Source organism: Leucobacter tardus (genome assembly GCF_017583045.1).
GTDB classification, from domain to species: domain Bacteria; phylum Actinomycetota; class Actinomycetes; order Actinomycetales; family Microbacteriaceae; genus Leucobacter; species Leucobacter tardus.
Genome location: NZ_JAGFBF010000001.1, coordinates 91,889 through 107,362 on the forward strand (window position 1 = coordinate 91,889; position 15,474 = coordinate 107,362).

Annotated in this window: 13 protein-coding genes and 1 tRNA gene; 5 read left to right on the top strand and 9 right to left on the bottom strand. The window is 68.6% G+C overall.

Features of this window, described 5'->3' with window-relative positions; genetic code table 11:
- Positions 1-100: 100 nt before the first annotated feature.
- The 3 genes from nusG to J4H85_RS00415 form a co-directional block, all read right to left on the bottom strand.
- Positions 101-910, bottom strand: a complete 810-nt coding sequence (gene nusG / locus J4H85_RS00405; protein ID WP_208235839.1) for a transcription termination/antitermination protein NusG — start codon at positions 908-910, stop codon at positions 101-103.
- A 59-nt stretch (positions 911-969) separates the two neighbouring features.
- Positions 970-1,242, bottom strand: a complete 273-nt coding sequence (secE, locus tag J4H85_RS00410) for a preprotein translocase subunit SecE (protein WP_208235840.1) — start codon at positions 1,240-1,242, stop codon at positions 970-972.
- Between the two features lie 42 nt (positions 1,243-1,284).
- Positions 1,285-1,357 (bottom strand) — tRNA-Trp (locus tag J4H85_RS00415).
- A 248-nt stretch (positions 1,358-1,605) separates the two neighbouring features.
- On the opposite strand from J4H85_RS00415, the gene J4H85_RS00420 reads away from it, so the two are divergent.
- The gene (locus J4H85_RS00420) at positions 1,606-2,805 is read left to right on the top strand and encodes a pyridoxal phosphate-dependent aminotransferase (RefSeq protein WP_208235841.1); all 1,200 of its coding nucleotides are present in this window, start codon (positions 1,606-1,608) and stop codon (positions 2,803-2,805) included.
- A 14-nt stretch (positions 2,806-2,819) separates the two neighbouring features.
- On the opposite strand, the gene J4H85_RS00425 is transcribed toward J4H85_RS00420, so the two are convergent.
- Both J4H85_RS00425 and J4H85_RS00430 read right to left on the bottom strand, forming a co-directional pair.
- Positions 2,820-4,004: an MFS transporter gene (locus J4H85_RS00425; RefSeq protein ID WP_372440176.1), complete on the bottom strand. Its 1,185-nt coding sequence runs from the start codon at positions 4,002-4,004 to the stop codon at positions 2,820-2,822.
- 203 nt (positions 4,005-4,207) lie between these two features.
- Positions 4,208-4,663 carry a MarR family winged helix-turn-helix transcriptional regulator gene (locus J4H85_RS00430; RefSeq protein WP_208235842.1) on the bottom strand — a complete coding sequence of 152 codons (456 nt, stop codon included), beginning with the start codon at positions 4,661-4,663 and terminating at the stop codon, positions 4,208-4,210.
- 194 nt (positions 4,664-4,857) lie between these two features.
- Here J4H85_RS00430 and J4H85_RS00435 point away from each other — a divergent pair, with 194 nt between their 5' ends.
- From J4H85_RS00435 to J4H85_RS00445, 3 genes are all read left to right on the top strand, one after another.
- Complete coding sequence (locus tag J4H85_RS00435; protein WP_208235843.1) at positions 4,858-5,169, top strand: Lrp/AsnC family transcriptional regulator; 312 nt, start codon at positions 4,858-4,860, stop codon at positions 5,167-5,169.
- Between the two features lie 62 nt (positions 5,170-5,231).
- Positions 5,232-5,867 carry an Lrp/AsnC family transcriptional regulator gene (locus J4H85_RS00440; protein ID WP_208235844.1) on the top strand — a complete coding sequence of 212 codons (636 nt, stop codon included), beginning with the start codon at positions 5,232-5,234 and terminating at the stop codon, positions 5,865-5,867.
- A 166-nt stretch (positions 5,868-6,033) separates the two neighbouring features.
- The gene (locus J4H85_RS00445; protein ID WP_208235845.1) at positions 6,034-7,572 is read left to right on the top strand and encodes a hypothetical protein; all 1,539 of its coding nucleotides are present in this window, start codon (positions 6,034-6,036) and stop codon (positions 7,570-7,572) included.
- Positions 7,573-7,856: 284 nt separating this feature from the next.
- Here J4H85_RS00445 and J4H85_RS00450 read toward each other — a convergent pair whose 3' ends face one another.
- Together J4H85_RS00450 and J4H85_RS00455 are read right to left on the bottom strand one after the other, a co-directional pair.
- The gene (locus tag J4H85_RS00450; RefSeq protein ID WP_208235846.1) at positions 7,857-9,248 is read right to left on the bottom strand and encodes an aspartate aminotransferase family protein; all 1,392 of its coding nucleotides are present in this window, start codon (positions 9,246-9,248) and stop codon (positions 7,857-7,859) included.
- Between the two features lie 18 nt (positions 9,249-9,266).
- Entirely contained in the window at positions 9,267-10,751 is a 1,485-nt protein-coding gene (locus tag J4H85_RS00455; RefSeq protein WP_208235848.1) for a CoA-acylating methylmalonate-semialdehyde dehydrogenase, read from the bottom strand.
- 159 nt (positions 10,752-10,910) lie between these two features.
- On the opposite strand from J4H85_RS00455, the gene J4H85_RS00460 reads away from it, so the two are divergent.
- The gene (locus tag J4H85_RS00460; protein ID WP_208235850.1) at positions 10,911-12,608 is read left to right on the top strand and encodes a PucR family transcriptional regulator; all 1,698 of its coding nucleotides are present in this window, start codon (positions 10,911-10,913) and stop codon (positions 12,606-12,608) included.
- Between the two features lie 6 nt (positions 12,609-12,614).
- On the opposite strand, the gene J4H85_RS00465 is transcribed toward J4H85_RS00460, so the two are convergent.
- On the bottom strand, positions 12,615-14,153 hold the full coding sequence (locus tag J4H85_RS00465) for an amidase (protein WP_208235852.1): 1,539 nt from the start codon (positions 14,151-14,153) through the stop codon (positions 12,615-12,617).
- A complete protein-coding gene (locus J4H85_RS00470) occupies positions 14,150-15,439 on the bottom strand; it encodes a M20 family metallo-hydrolase (protein WP_208235854.1) in 1,290 nt (429 codons plus the stop codon). The genes J4H85_RS00465 and J4H85_RS00470 overlap by 4 nt, the downstream gene beginning before the upstream one ends.
- Between the last annotated feature and the right edge of the window lie 35 nt (positions 15,440-15,474).

Below are 15,474 nucleotides of genomic sequence, written 5' to 3' on the forward strand. Positions count from 1 at the left end.
AGGGCGGGCAGGATGGCGACCCGACGCTCACGGAGCGCGGCGCACGACAAACGCCCCGTCGCTCAATGCGACGGGGCGTTCTGCGAACCTGCGGGGCAGGTCAGATCATCTTGGTGACCTGGTCGAAGCTGAGCTCGACCGGCGTCTCGCGCTCGAACAGGGAGACAAGGACGGTGAGCTTGCCGCTCGCCGCGTTGATCTCGCTGATCGTGCCGGGGAGGCCCTCGAAGGATCCCGACTTGATCGTGATGGTCTCGCCAACCTCGAAGTCGATCTCGAACTGGCCCTGCGATGCGGCGTTCGTGGCGGCCTTCGACTTTGCGGTCTCGACCGGCTCGAGCTCCACGGTGCTCTTCAGCATCTCGAACGCTTCCTTGAAGCGGAGCGGGACCGGGTTGTGGGCGTTGCCCACGAAGCCGGTGACACCGGGCGTGTGACGCACGACGGACCACGAGTTCTCGTTGAGGTTCATGCGCACGAGCACGTAACCGGGGATCCGCACGCGGGTCACCATCTTGCGCTGCCCGTTCTTGACCTCCATGACATCTTCCATGGGGACCTGGATCTCGTAGATGTCGTCGACCGCGCCCATCGTCTCGCGACGGTTCCACAGGTTCGACTTCACCTTGCGCTCGTAGCCCGCGTAACTGTGCACGACGTACCACTTGCCCGGCTTCAGGCGGAGTTCACGCTTGAAGGCGGCGTAGGGATCCTCATCGGGTTCCTCGGCCGGCGCCTCCTCGGACTGCTCGTCGGCGATCGCGTTCGATGCCGCGACGGCCTCCTCGGGGGTGTCGATGTGCAGCGCGTCTTCGACGGCGGCGTCCACGTCGGGGTCCGTCGACTGCGCCAGCGCGTCGAGGGCCGCGTCGAGATCGGCCTCGGGAGTGTTGCTGTTCTCGCTCGTCATCTGAACTTTCTGGGTCGTGGGTGAGGGTGGGCCTGAATGAGCCGCGTGCGGCTCAGGGGCTACGTCAGTGGGGTACCGAAGACGAACACCGTGGCCCAACCGAATGCTTGATCGAGGACCCACACGATCGCCATCATGATGACCACGAACGCGAGCACCACCAGCGTGAACCTGACCAGTTCTTTGCGTGTCGGGGTGACGACCTTCTTCAGTTCGGCGAACACCTGCTGCACGAACAGGATGATCTTGCCGAACCAGGAACGCTTGGCACTGTCAGCTTTGGCGCGTTCGACGAGTCCGCCTCCGGACTCTTCGATCTCGTTGCTGCTCACGGGTGTCCTTTCGATCGCCCCTCGCAATCGCGAGGGGTTCGGCAGGGCGGACAGGACTCGAACCTGCAACCTGCGGTTTTGGAGACCGCTGCGCTACCAATTGCGCCACCGCCCTATGGGCTGCCGCCGCCTATTCTCTCATCGCATGCTGACCGCGCAACGAGTGCGCGAGGGCATGGAAGATTTTGGCAGAAGTCAACCTCGAAAGAGTGTAGGGGATGCGCGCCTGCATTGTCGAACCGGCGCCGGGACACGCGCGCCGCGATCGTCCCCAGCCTCTGCGCGCACCGGTTATCCACGCATTGCGCTTCGCGGGAGGATCGGCACTCCCCCGAGGCACCCGCGTGCCGTAGGCTGGTTCAGGTGAGCATCGAGAGCCGCCTGTCGCAGAAGATTTCCGCTATCGCCGAGTCGGCGACCCTCAAGGTCGACGCGAAGGCGAAAGCCCTCCAGGCCGAGGGCCGACCCGTGATCAGCTACGCCGCGGGCGAGCCCGATTTCGCGACGCCCGAGCACATCGTCGATGCGGCGCGCGCCGCTCTCGACGACCCGAAGAACTTCCGTTACACCGCAGCCGTCGGCCTGCCCGAGCTTCGTCAGGCCGTTGCCGCGAAGACGGCGCGTGATTCGGGCTGGACGGTCGAGCCGTCACAGGTCATCGTGACGAACGGTGGCAAGCAGGGCGTGTACCAGGCGTTCCAGGTGCTGCTCGATCCGGGCGACGAGGTCATCGTCCCCTCCCCCTACTGGACCACCTACCCCGAAGCGATCGCACTCGCCGACGGCGTTCCCGTCGATGTCTTCGCCGGCGCCGAACAGGGGTACAAGGTCACGGTCGATCAGCTTGAGGCCGCGCGTACCGACCGCACCAAGGTGCTGCTCTTCGTGTCGCCATCGAACCCGACCGGAGCCGTCTACTCTCCTGAAGAGACCCGCGTGATCGGCGAATGGGCCGCGTCGCACGGGCTCTGGGTGATCGCCGACGAGATCTACCAGAACCTCACTTACGACGGCGTGCGCGCCGTGTCGATCGTCGAAGCGGTTCCGGCATTGCAAGATCGCACCATCCTGGTGAACGGTGTCGCCAAGACGTTCGCCATGACGGGCTGGCGGGTCGGCTGGATGGTGGGGCCCTCCGACATCATCAAGGGCGCGGCGAACCTGCAGTCGCACCTGACCTCGAACATCAACAACATCGCGCAGCGCGCAGCGGTCGCCGCGCTGACCGGCCCGCAGGAGCCCATCGAAGAGATGCGTCTTGCGTTCGATCGACGCCGGAAGCTGATCGTGGAAGAACTCAATCGGGTTCCCGGCTTCAACTGCCCGACCCCGGAGGGCGCGTTCTACGCGTACGTGGACGTGACCGCGGCACTCGGGCGCGAGGTCCGCGGCGTCACGCCCACGACATCACTCGAACTCGCCGACCTGATCCTCACCGAGGCCGAGGTCGCCGCGGTACCGGGTGAGGCATTCGGCCCCAGCGGCTACCTGCGGTTCAGCTACGCGCTGGGCGACGACGCGCTCGTCGAGGGCATTCGACGCATCCAGGAGCTGCTCGCGTAGTTCCTCCCGTGCGCTCAGTCGGCGTCGCCGAGACCGATCGCGGCGGCCTCTGCTTCCGCCTGGTGCGGCTGACCGACGTGAGCCAAACGGCTCCCGCCGATGATCAGCGCGACGATCGAGATCGTGAGCGCGATCGCCCCCGCCCAGTACGGCACCCCTGATCCGAGCGCCGCAGCCAGGGGTCCCGCGACGGCTGGAGCGATCGCCCCGCCGATGAAGCGCACGCCCGAGTACGCCGATGAAGCGACATTGCGCGGCAGATCAGTGGCCTCCATGACCGCCTCGGTCAACGCGGTGTTCATGATGCCGAGCAGCAGCCCCGCCGCGATGACGACGACGATCAAGACCGGCAGGCGATCCACGAAGACGCCGAGCAGACCGAGGAGGATCGCGAGCCCGCCGAGCATCGTGAACAGCACCGGCCGCAGCCCGAACCGTCGGGTGAGCGCCGGCGCGACCGTCACCGAGGTGATCGCCAGAGCCAGGCCCCAGCCGAAGAAGACGAGGCCCAGCTGATGCGCGCCGAACTCTGCCCCCGACGCCGCAGCAGCGGCCTCCATCGGGTACGGGCTGTACGCGAGGAGCGTGAAGAACCCGAAGTTGTAGAACACGGCGACGACCGCGAGGGTGAGCAATGCGGGGTGCCGCAGGGCACGGATGGAGGCGAAGAGCGACAACCGCTCCGTTGCTTGAGCACCTGCTGCGCGCTTCGGCGACTTCAGCAGCACCAGGATCGCGACCAGTGCGATCGCCATCAGCGCGGCCGTGCCGAAGAACGGTCCGCGCCAGGACACGGACCCGAGCGCACCGCCGACGAGCGGCCCGACCGCCATGCCGAGTCCGAGCGCCGCCTCGTACAGGACGATGGCCTGTCGCGATCCCCCGGAGGCCGCCCCGACGATTGCGGCGAGTGCCGTGGAGATGAAGAGCGCGTTGCCGAGGCCCCAGCCTGCACGGAATCCGATGATCTCATTCACGGTGCCCGACGCTCCGGCGAGCGCGGCGAACGCGACGACCAGCACGAGCCCGGCGACAAGCGTCCATCGGACGCCGATCCAACTCGAGACCCAACTCGTGAAGAACATCGCGATACCGGTGATGAACAGGTAGCTCGTGAACAGCAGCATCGTCTGGCTCGGCGTCGCACCGAGGTCGTGACTGATGGCCGGCAGGATCGGATCGACCAGCCCGATACCCATGAACGAGACGGTGCAGGCAAACGCGATCGCCCAGACCGTGATCGGCTGCTTCAGGATCGACGACCGCGCTGCGGTCGTCTGCGCGACGTGCCGCTCGCCGCTCGAGACGGGTCGGGATGCGGTCTGGGATTCGGATGTGGTGCTCGTGATGGCTCCTCGATTGCGTGCGGTGGTCAGCGACCGGTTCGTTCGCGCGGTGCGGCTCAGGAGAGCGCGGGATCGTCGCTCATGCGCTCAAGCAGCTCGGCCGCACGCACCAGCGTGGCGCGGTCGAACTCCGTGAGTTCCGCGAGCAACGGCGTGATGCGCGTCGCCGCCGCCTGGCGGTACTCGCCGAGCGCGGTGGCCCCGAGCTCGGTGAGCCGGACGAGTGTGGCGCGTCCGTCGTCGGGGTCGGGTTCACGGGTCACCCACCCTTCTCCCTCCAGTCGCTGCACGAGCGCGGTCATGGTCGGCTGCGTGATGCGCTGCAAGTGGACGAGGTCGCTGATGCGCATCGCCCCGCGTTGTTCGAGCTCGGCGAGCACACGCCATGCGGTAGAGGAATAGGTGAATCCGGGGACTCGACCCGCCCGACGGGTGAACCGGCTGGCGGCGACGATGAGATCGACGGCGGTGCGGTCGTTCCGATCGCCTGCCGATCCATGTGTCGCCGTCATGCCTAAGATCGTATCACTATTTACATAGTTCGCCTATGCATGTTCGCGACTCGCGGTGTCGCACTCAGTTCCCTCGGGGCACTCACCCCTCACGACGCGGCGGACTCCCCGCGCGGAATGTATCCTCGAACGGTTCACCCGGAGATAATAACGACTATGGTGCATATCTCTCAGACCGGCAGCGGCGGGACGCGGTGAACACGTCCGACCTCGACCGCACGGACCTCCGGCTGCTGCACGCGCTCCAGGTCGAGCCGCGTGCCTCCTGGAATCAGCTCGCGCCGATCATCGGCGTCGGCTCCAGCACGTTGGCGCGACGGTGGGAGCGGATCACCACGGAGGGTTTCGCCTGGATCACCGGCCTCGATACGCGAGGCCAGCTCGTTCTCCTCGAGATCGACTGCGATCTCGTGCTGAGCAAAGCCGTCGCCAAAGAGCTTTCGCGGGATCCCCGGGTCGAGGTGCTCGAGTTCGCCTCGGGGCCCGGACGCTCCTCGCCCTCATAGCCTTCGACGATCTCCCTGCCGCGTCACGATTCCTGACACTCGAGGTCGACACCCTCGAGGGGGTGCGCGCCATCCGCAGCCACCTCCTGAGTGAAACACTGATCCACGACCGGGATTGGCGACTGCACGCGCTCGAGCCCGCAGAGGTCGAGCGCATCCCGCTTCCGGCACCTCCACGGCAGCGCGCAGCGACCCGCGTCCCCGACGATGTCGATGGTGCCATCATGCGCGAACTCTGGGTCGACGGGAGGGCGCAGGTCTCCGACATGTCCGAGCGCACGGGCATCGCGCCGCAGCGCCTCGCCGACGGCATCGCGACGTTGCGCGGGTCTGGCGCCCTCGCGTTGCGCACGGATATCGCCCGGGAGGCTTCCGATTGGCCGGTGAACGCCTGGTATTTCATCTCGGCTCCCGGGCGAACGGTCCTCACTGCAGGACGCAGCATCGCGACGGTACCCCAGGTGCGATTCGCCGCGACCTCGGCGAGCTGGTGCAATCTGATCGTGTCGGTCGGACTGTCCCACATCTCCGAGCTCAGCCGGTTCGAGGCAGATCTCGAACGGGCACTGCCCGATGCAGCGGTCGGTGACCGGTCTGTCGTGCTGCGCACCGTGAAGCACATGAACCAGCGCATCGGCGCGCACTCGCGCGCGTCCGGGTCGGTGCAGTCTTCACAGGGCGTCCTCATCAACGAGTAATGGTTTCCGCGGTGATGGCTCGACGTCACTGATCGCGCTGCATGAGAAACCACGAGTCCTTCGTTGCCCTGAGAACTTTCTGTGCGTATGCTCCACACAGGGGAACGATCGCAGCGGATGTACGGCGGCATGACGGGCCCGAAGATCCGGTCACGCGAGGAGCATCATGAAGCCGAAAAGCCCACTGTCCTGGGGAGTCGCACTCCTCATCGGCGTCGCGAGCCTCGGGATCACCGGCCCCGCCTCGGCGGAGCCGATCGCCGACCCCTCGCTCGAGCAGCAGCTCGTCGACCCCGTGGCTCCGACGCCGCCCGCGCCTGCCGATGATTCGACTACGGCGGACGAGGTCGAGGGCGGCGGCACGTCCGATCCCGCGAATGAGGCGGAGTCCGGCGCCGACGGCACCGACGACGACGGTGCGAGCGGCGATGTGAACAGCGCGGCCGATGGGTCCGGCGATTCCGGCGGGTCTGCCGATGCCGTGGGTTCCGCGGACCCGGCGCCCTCCCCCGAAGCCGATGCGCCCGCTGACGACGCTCCGGTCGCGCCCGTCTCCATCACCTCGATCACCGACGAGTCGGACTTTTCAACGGAAGACTCCCCCGCACACATCTCAGGATCGGGCGAGCCCGACGCTCCCCTGGTCATCACGGTCCGTTCGTACGACTGGGAGGCCTCCGACGAGGACACTTGGTTGACCGATCGGACCGTCGAAGACACCGTCGAGGTGGACGGCGGTTGGAGCGCTGCACTTGCCGACGACGGCGAGCCACTTCCCGAGGGCGCCTACTGGGTCAGCGCACAGCAGATCGTCGATGGAGCGAGTTCCACCGCCGAGGTGATGTTCTACGTCTTCGGTGAATGGACCGGGGAGCTTGACCCCACCATCGACAACATCGAGTCAGGAGCCTGGTACACCGGACCACTCACCACGCTCTCCGGCTCAGGGGAGCCCGGTGCCGCTCTCGAGATCTTCACAGTGCGCCTGACACCGTTCTCAGACGACGACTCAACGAAGAAGGAATACGTCACGACCGTCGAAGCCGATGGTTCGTGGCAGCTGCAGCTCGCACAACCGGTGCAGTCTGAGTTCTTCATCGCCTACGTCAGTCAGTTGATCGACGGCGAGCTCGTCGGCATGAGCGGTGTCTTCGCCTACTTCTTCGAACCCGTCACGATCACATCGGTGTCGGACGGAGAGAGCATCGCCGCAGACGCGGCTCCCTCCGTCATCACGGGAACGCTCGACCCCACGCTCGCGAGCAGCGTTGAACTCGGGCTCGGCCTCAGCGTGAGCCTCAACGGGACCGGCAGCACGGTCGTCTACGACCCGGATGCACAGCCCGATGTGGTTGTGAACGCCGACGGCACCTGGTCCGCGGACTTCGGAGACGCCATCGCGCCCGGCACCTACCTGGTGACCGCCGGCGTCGTCTTCTCGGAGACCGAGATCGAGGTGCAGAACGAGATGGAACTCGCGTCGACGATGTTCACGGTGCTCGGTGGCGCGTCGTCCAGCGGGGATGAGTTGGCGCGTACCGGGTCGAGTTCGCTGCTGCCGTGGATCCTCGGCGCCGTCGTGCTCGTGCTGATCGGCGTGGGTGCGTTGCTGCTGTCTCGACGCACGCGCCCCGATGACTCGGGCGACACGGACGACGCGGGTGCCGCGAGTGACCCGGACTCCTCGGGTCCGCAGGACAGGTAGTCCGGACGGCTCGTCACCACCACACCTCACCGCGCACCTCATCCAGGCTCCAGTGCAGGGTTCTGTGTCTTTCAGCCGGGAATAGCGCACAGAACCCCGCACAGTAGCGGGGCGCCAGGGGCGCGTGGGGCGCCAGGGGCGCGTGGGGCGCGAGGGGCGCGAGGGCCCGATGGGACCGACGGACGCGAGGGGCGCGAAGGGGCCCGCGGGGCGGGAGCGCGCGGAATCGCGAAACCGCAGGATCGCGCCCCCGCGGGGACGCGATCCTGCGGCACGTCGCGGGCTTAGGCCCCGGTGGTGTACCCGTCGGCGACGTCGAGGGCAGCGTCGATGATGTCGAGCCCGGTGACGAGGTCCGCTTCCGAGATGATGAGCGGCGGTGCGATCTGCAGCCGGTTGCCTGCCGCGAACGGCCAGAGCCCTGCTGCCTTGCACGCGTTCACCACGGCGGTGAACGGCGCTGCCGCTTCACCGGAGGCGTTGAACGGGATGAGGGGTTCGCGGGTCTCACGATCCTTCACCAGGTCGAGCGCCCAGAACAGTCCGCGACCCCGGTATTCGCCGATCGACGGGTGCTTCGCCGCCATCTCCGCGAGGCGCGGTTCGACGACGCGCGATCCCAGATCGCGCACCCGTTCCAGGATGCCCTCGCGCTCGAAGATGTCGAACGTGGCGACACCGGTGGCGCACGCCAGCGGGTGCCCCGAGTAGGTGAGGCCGCCCGGGAAGGGGCGCTGCTCGAACGTCCGGTGAATGTCCTCCGAGATCACGACGCCGCCGATGGGCACGTAGCCCGAGTTGACGCCCTTCGCGAAGGTCACGAGGTCGGGCCGCACGTCGAACGCCTGGTAGGCGAACCACTCGCCGATGCGCCCGAAGCCGACCATGACCTCGTCGCAGATGAGCAAGATGCCGTGCCGGTCGCAGAGCTCACGCACACCGGGCAGATACCCGGGCGGCGGCACGAGCACACCGTTGGTGCCGGTCACGGTCTCGAGCACGATGGCCGCGATGGTCTCAGGCCCCTCGAACTGGATCGTGCGCTCGAGGTGCGCGAGTGCGCGCTCGGTCTCCTGCTCGGGGGACTCGGCGTGGAACGCCGACCGGTACGCGTACGGACCCTCGAAGTGGACGACGTTCGCGTCGATGACGCCATTCGCCCAGCGCCGGGGTTCACCGGTCATCGTGATCGCGGTCGCGGTGGAACCGTGGTACGAGCGGTAGCGCGCGAGCACCTTCTGCCGGCCGGTGTGCTGCCGCGCCATGCGCACGGCGTACTCGTTGGCGTCGGCTCCGCCGTTGGTGAAGAACACCGAGCGGGCGCCCGTGAAGGAGTGCTCCACGATGCGTTTCGCGAGTTCACCGCGAACGTCGTTCGCGACGGCGGGCTGGATGGTGGCCAGGCGACCGGCCTGCTCCTGGATCGCCTGCACGAGCCCCGGGTGCTGGTGACCGAGGTTCAGGTTCACCAGCTGCGACGAGAAGTCGAGGTACTCCGTTCCCGCGTAGTCCCAGAACCGCACACCCTCGCCTTTCGCGACGGGCAGTGGATCGATGGCGCCCTGCGCCGACCAGGAGTGGAAGACGTACTGACGGTCGTTCTGGCGAACGGCCTGTTCGGCTTCCGCGTCGCCGAAGCTGCGCTCGGTGCCGGTGAGATCGGTGTAGTCGGACATGTCGATGCCTCCCCTGCTCTAGTGGTTGCTGGGGAAGCCGAGGTCGACCTGCGACGACTCGGGATCCGGCCAGCGGGTCGTGACGACCTTCGATCGGGTGTAGAAGTGGACCGACTCGGGGCCGTAGATGTGGGTGTCGCCGAAGAGCGAGTCCTTCCAGCCGCCGAACGAGAACGAGCCGACGGGTACGGGAATCGGCACGTTGATGCCCACCATGCCCGCCTCGACCTCGAACTCGAACTGTCGCGCCGCACCGCCGTCGCGGGTGAAGATCGCGGTGCCGTTGCCGTACTGGTGATCGTTGATGAGCTGCACGCCCTCTTCGTAGGTATCGACCCGCACGACGGCGAGCACGGGTCCGAAGATCTCGTCGCGGTACACCTTGCTGTCCGCCTGCACGTGGTCGATGAGCGAGACGCCGATGAAGAATCCGTTGCCGTCGAAGTGCTGCTCGCGGCCGTCCACGACGACGGTGGCGCCCTCGTCTGCGGCTCCGGCGACGTAGGAGGCGACGCGTTCGCGCGCTTCGGCGGTGATGAGGGGGCCCATCTCCGAGGCGGGATCGGTGCCGTCGCCGATCGTAAGGTTCTTGATGCGGTCCTGGATCGCCGGGATAAGCCGGTCGGCCGAGTCGCCGACGGCCACCACGACGGAGACGGCCATGCAGCGCTCGCCCGCGGAACCGTAGGCGGCCGAGACCGCGGCGTCCGCCGTCATGTCGATGTCGGCGTCGGGCAGCACGAGCATGTGGTTCTTCGCGCCGCCGAGCGCCTGGACGCGCTTGCCGTTCGCGGAGGCGCGCTGGTAGATGGAGCGGGCGATCGGCGTGGATCCGACGAAGGACACCGCCTTGACGACGGGGCTGTCGAGCAGCGTGTCAACGGCGACCTTGTCACCCTGCACGACATTGAGCACACCGTCGGGCAGCCCGGCCTCGCGGAAGAGCTCCGCGATGAAGAGGGAGGCGGAGGGGTCGCGCTCGCTCGGCTTCAGCACGACGGTGTTGCCGCAGGCGATCGCGCTCGCGATCATCCAGAGCGGCACCATGACCGGGAAGTTGAAGGGGGTGATCGCCGCGACGACGCCGACGGGCTGCTTCACCGAGTGCACGTCGACGCCGGTCGAGACCTGCTCGTCGCGCTCGCCCTTGAGGAGCTGCATCAGCCCCGATGCGAACTCGACGTTCTCGAGTCCGCGGGCGATCTCGCCGGCAGCGTCGGAGAGCACCTTGCCGTGCTCGCTCGTCACGATGGCGGCGAGTTCGGGCGTGCGCTGCTTCAGCAGCTGGCGCAGGTTGAAGAACACGTCCGCGCGCTTCGTGAGGCTCGTCTTGCGCCACGCGGGCAGCGCCCGCTGCGCCGCGGCGATCGCACGCTCGACGGTCTCGGCCGAAGCGACGGCGACCTCGTGCTGCTCGGCACCGGTGGCCGGGTTGAAGACGGGCTGCGTCCGGGCGGCGTCCTCGACGCGCTCGCCGGCGATGAAGTGCGGGATCAATGCCATGAACCTGGTTCCTCTCGATCAGACTGTCCGGCGCGTCACCACGCCGTTTCCCCCAGTCTCGCGGGTACCCGCTTCGATCAGAACCGTCAGATCATGGGATTCTGGCACGATTCTCGTACACTATGTATGAATCATGTTCGAGGACGTATCGGAGGGGCGATGTCCGAGGTCCCCGCTGCACCGTTGTCCGTGCGCGACATTCTCGAGCTCGACGAGATGCGCGCCGGCGACCCCGTGGTCGTCGCGGGCGCCGAGGGACTCGAACGGAGTGTCCGGTGGGCGCACGTGGTCGCCGGGCCGGACGCAGCCGCCCTGATCGACGGCGGCGAGCTGATCCTCACCACGGGCACCGGGTGGCCGCTCGACGACGCCGAGCTGCAGCCGATCGTCGACGAGCTGCTGCAGACGGCCCCGGCCGCGGTCGTGCTCGAACTCGGGAAGACCTTCGCCGATGCCCCACTCCCCCTCGTGGCCGGATGCTCCGCGCTCGGCATCCCGCTCATCGCCCTGCGGCGGGTGACCCGATTCGTGCAGATCACGCAGCGCGTGCACCAGCTCATTCTGGCGTCGCAGACCGCAGCTCTGCAGGCTCGGGCCGAGGTGCACGCGATGCTCACGGAACTCGGACTCAACCGGAGTCCGGTGGATTACGTCGTAGAGCGACTGTCGACGACGCTCGGCGCCCCGGTCGTGCTGGAGGACGCGGCGCACCATGTGGTCACGTGGGCGACCGCCGGTGGATCGGATCGCGAGTCCGGTGCCCCCGAGACCGTGCTGGCCGCATGGGCGGACCGCCCGGGGCGTGACTTCGCACTCCCGCCGCGCTGGGATCGGGTGCCCGTCGAAGCTCGGGGCGAGCGGTGGGGCCGCCTCACGGCCCTGCCGGGACCCGCGCACCCCGCCGGCCGCAGCACCGTTCTCGAGCTCGGGGCTTTCGCACTGGCACTCGCGCGGCTCTCGGATGCGGACGGCGGCGTCTGGCTGCGACTCAGCGCGCAGCAGCTCTTCGACACGGTGCTCAGCGGACGCTATCGGCGGGAGTCCGACGTGGCCATGCAGCTCTCGGCAGCCGGTCTTCCGGTGGACGACCGGGTGCTGATCGGCGCGACACTCACCGGGTCGGGCCCGTTCGGCGCCCACTCGTCGCTCGAACGCGCGCATCTCGAGACCGCGCTGAGGCGCGCCGCGGCACCGCGGGGGCGCGTGCTCATCGGAGCCGACCGGGAGCGGGCGTCCTCACGCGACGGGACCCAGCTGCTCGCGCTCCTCTCGTTCCCCCCGACCGCGACCGATGCCCACGGGGCTCGGTCGTCCGACGGCGAGACACTCGCGTTCGCGCGTCGGCTCGCCCGTGAACTCGAGGGCGTCCTGCCCGCCACCACGCCGACCGCGTGGGAAGCGCGGCTCAGTCTCGGGGTTCCGGCCCGGGGCACCCGTGCGCTCATCACCTCCCTCGAACGGGTGCGTGCCGCCGGAGCCGTGCCGAGCGGGGCGCGCATCGGCCGGATCCTGGTGCAACAGGCCGAACGGCAGCCCCTCGCCTACCTGGTGCGCGGTTTCGCCGCGACACCGGAGGTGCAGGAGTTCGTCGACGACACCCTGGGTCCGGTGCTCGAGCACGACCGCACGTCGGGCGTCGGGCACAGCGGCGACCTGTCGCGCGTGCTCGCCGCCTACCTCGCCCACCCGACCAACCGGTCGCTCGCCGCCCAGCAGGCACGCCTGTCGCGGTCGGTCTTCTATCAGCGGCTCGACCTCATCGAGCAGCTGCTCGGCGTCGACCTCGCCGACGGAGCGACGATCGCGACACTGACGGTCGCGCAGCTCGCCCGCGGCGACGCCATCGACGGCGGCTGATCGACCTCAGGCCTCAAGTGGTGCGAGCCGCTGCCACGGCTGCAGCGCCTCCACCGCGGCACCGGCGTGGAACACGGATGCCTCGGCATACGGATGCCCCACGATCTGCATCCCGATCGGCACGCCGTTCGACGCCCGACCCGCGGGCACGGCGAGCACCGGGCAGCGGTTCGCCACGTTGAAGGGCACCGTCATGTGCCCCTGCCAGTAGTGGTCGAGGTGCACGGGTGCGCCGTCGGGCCCCGCGAGGTCCAGGCCGTCGAGGTAGGCGCCGTCGGCCCGCAGTCCATCCATCGCGTTGACCGGAGCGATCAGCACATCGCACCCGCGCATCGCCGCGGCGAGGTCGGCCTGCAGCGCTGCCTCTCCGGCGAGCGTGTCGACGAGCGGCATGCGTTCTGCGGCCGATGCGGCATCGGCGATGAACCGCTGCGTGTAGGCGGCGAGATCGGTCATGCCAGAGGTGAGCTGCGCCATCGCGGGCCCGAGGATGTGCCCAAAGTGCCCCATGGTCACGTCGCGGATGCGTCCGCTCGTCCACGGCAGGACCACCTCCTCGACGATCGCACCCGCAGCCGCCAGGCGGGCCGCGGTGTCGCGCACCGCCCGCTCGACCTCCGGGTGCACCGGGTAGTCGCCGAGCCGCACCGCGAGCGCGATGCGCTTCCCGGCGAGCCAATCGCCCGCATCGGGAAACTCGACGGGGAGCGCGCCCGCACCCGGGACGGTGCCGTGGTCGACAGGATGAACGCCGGAGAGCACGTTCGTGAGCAGTGCGGTGTCGGCGACGGTGCGCGCCATCGGCCCGTCTCCGCGGTACCAGTCCGCGGCGAGGGGCGGGAGCCCGGGGATCCGGCCGTAAGGCGCCTTGTACCCGACGACCCCGCAGAACGCGGCGGGGATCCGGGTGGATCCGGCGATGTCCGACGCCGTCGCGAGCGGCGCGTACCCGGCGGCGAGCGCCGCCCCCGCCCCGCCCGAGGACCCGCCTGGTGAGAGCGCGGGGTTCCACGGGTTGCGGGTGACGCCCCAGAGTCCGGAGTGGGTGACGGTTGCGCAGCTGAACTCGGGTGAGCTGGTGCGGGCGTGGATGACACCGCCCGCCGCCGTGATCCGTTCGACGACGGGGTGATCGGCTGCGGCGCGCTCGGCGCGCAGCGCGCCGAGTCCCTGGCTGAGGGGCTCGCCGGCGATGCCGTGCTTCTCCTTGGTGGCGACGGGGAGCCCGAGCAGTGCCGTGGACCCGCGACCGAACGGTTCCACGTCATCGGTGCGGTAGCGCTGCTCGGCATCCCGCGCCGCGTCTCGCGCACCGTCGAGGATCTGCACGACGGCGTTGATGTCGGTGTCGCTCGGGGGCGTACCGCCCGCAACCGCGTCAGCCCCGGTATTGCGCCCGCCGTCCACGGCGTCGATGCGCGCGAGCACCGCTTCGAGCAGCTCGACGGGTGAGAGCTCACCGGACCGGAATCGTCCGAGGGCCTCCACCGCACCGAGCGCGCAGAGGTCGGTGTCGAGGGCGGCGAGCGCGTGCGTTCCGCTCATCGCGCGTCCTCCGGCGCCGTGCCGGGATACGACACCCCGTCGAGTGCCCCGCCGACGAGTTCGGTGAGCACGCCGGTGAGCATGCGCACTCCTTGCACCATGTCCTCGTCCGTGGTGAACTCGCGCTCGCAGTGCGAGACGCCGTCGACCGACGGGATGAACGTCATGATGGACGGGGTGATGGTGTTCAAGGCCACCGAATCGTGCCCGGCCATGGTCTGCACGCGGCGCATGCTGAGTCCGAGCGCGTTCGCGACCCGCTCCTGCACCGCGATGCCCTCCTGCGGGAAGTAGCGGTTCGGTCGCACATCGAAGTCGGTGGCGGTGATGTCGAGTCGCTCCTCCTCGGCCACGCGCGCGATCCGCTCGACGAGACGGTCGCGCGCCTCCTGCACGATGGCCGGGTCGTTCGCGCGGAGATCCGCGACGAGGTGCACACGGCTGTTCACGACGATCGGCGAGTTCGGTTCGACCGTCATCTGCCCCACCGACGAGACGAGGGTGCCCGGGGGGAACTCGGCGCAGATGTCGCGCACGAGCAGGGTGACGCGGGAGGCGCCGACGAGTGCGTCGCGCCGATCTTCCATCGCCGTCGCCCCCGTGTGCGACTGCTCGCCGAGCACCTCGACGTCGAGCTTCTGCGTGTACCAGCTCGAATCGACCGCGCCGATCGCGATGCCCTCGCGTTCGAGGATGCGCCCCTGTTCGATGTGGATCTCGGCGTAGGCCGCAAGGTCGGTGGGGCCCGCGGCGTCGCCGAGGTACCCGATCGAACTCAGCGCCTCACGAACGCTCGTGCCCGCGATATCGCGCACGGCGAGAATCTCCTCGCGGTCCATGAGGCCCGCGTACACCGAGCTGCCCATGATCGACGGCGCGAAGCGGCTGCCCTCCTCGTTGAACCAGTCCACGACCACGAGGTTGTGGGTGGCTTCGGCATGACCAGACCGCACGAGGCGTTCGACCTCGGCAGCGGCGTGCAGCGAGGCGAGCACACCATAGGCGCCGTCGAACCGTCCGGCGCGCGGCTGCGAGTCGAGGTGCGAACCCGTCAGCACCGCCGCGGGTGCGCCGGGAACGAGCTCGACGGTCGCGAAGACGTTGCCGATGCCGTCGACGTCGACCCGCCACCCGTGCCGCTGCGCGAACGCGACGAACCAGTCGCGCGTCTGGCGATCCTCATCGGTCGCCGCCTGCCGTTCGACGCCCTGATGCTCGGTCGCGCCGATGCGGGCGACCTCGTGGAAGTCGGTGAGGAAGCGGTCGGTGAAGGCGGGGTCAGTCATGTCTGCGTTCTCTTTCTGCGGGTCGAGCGGAGTCT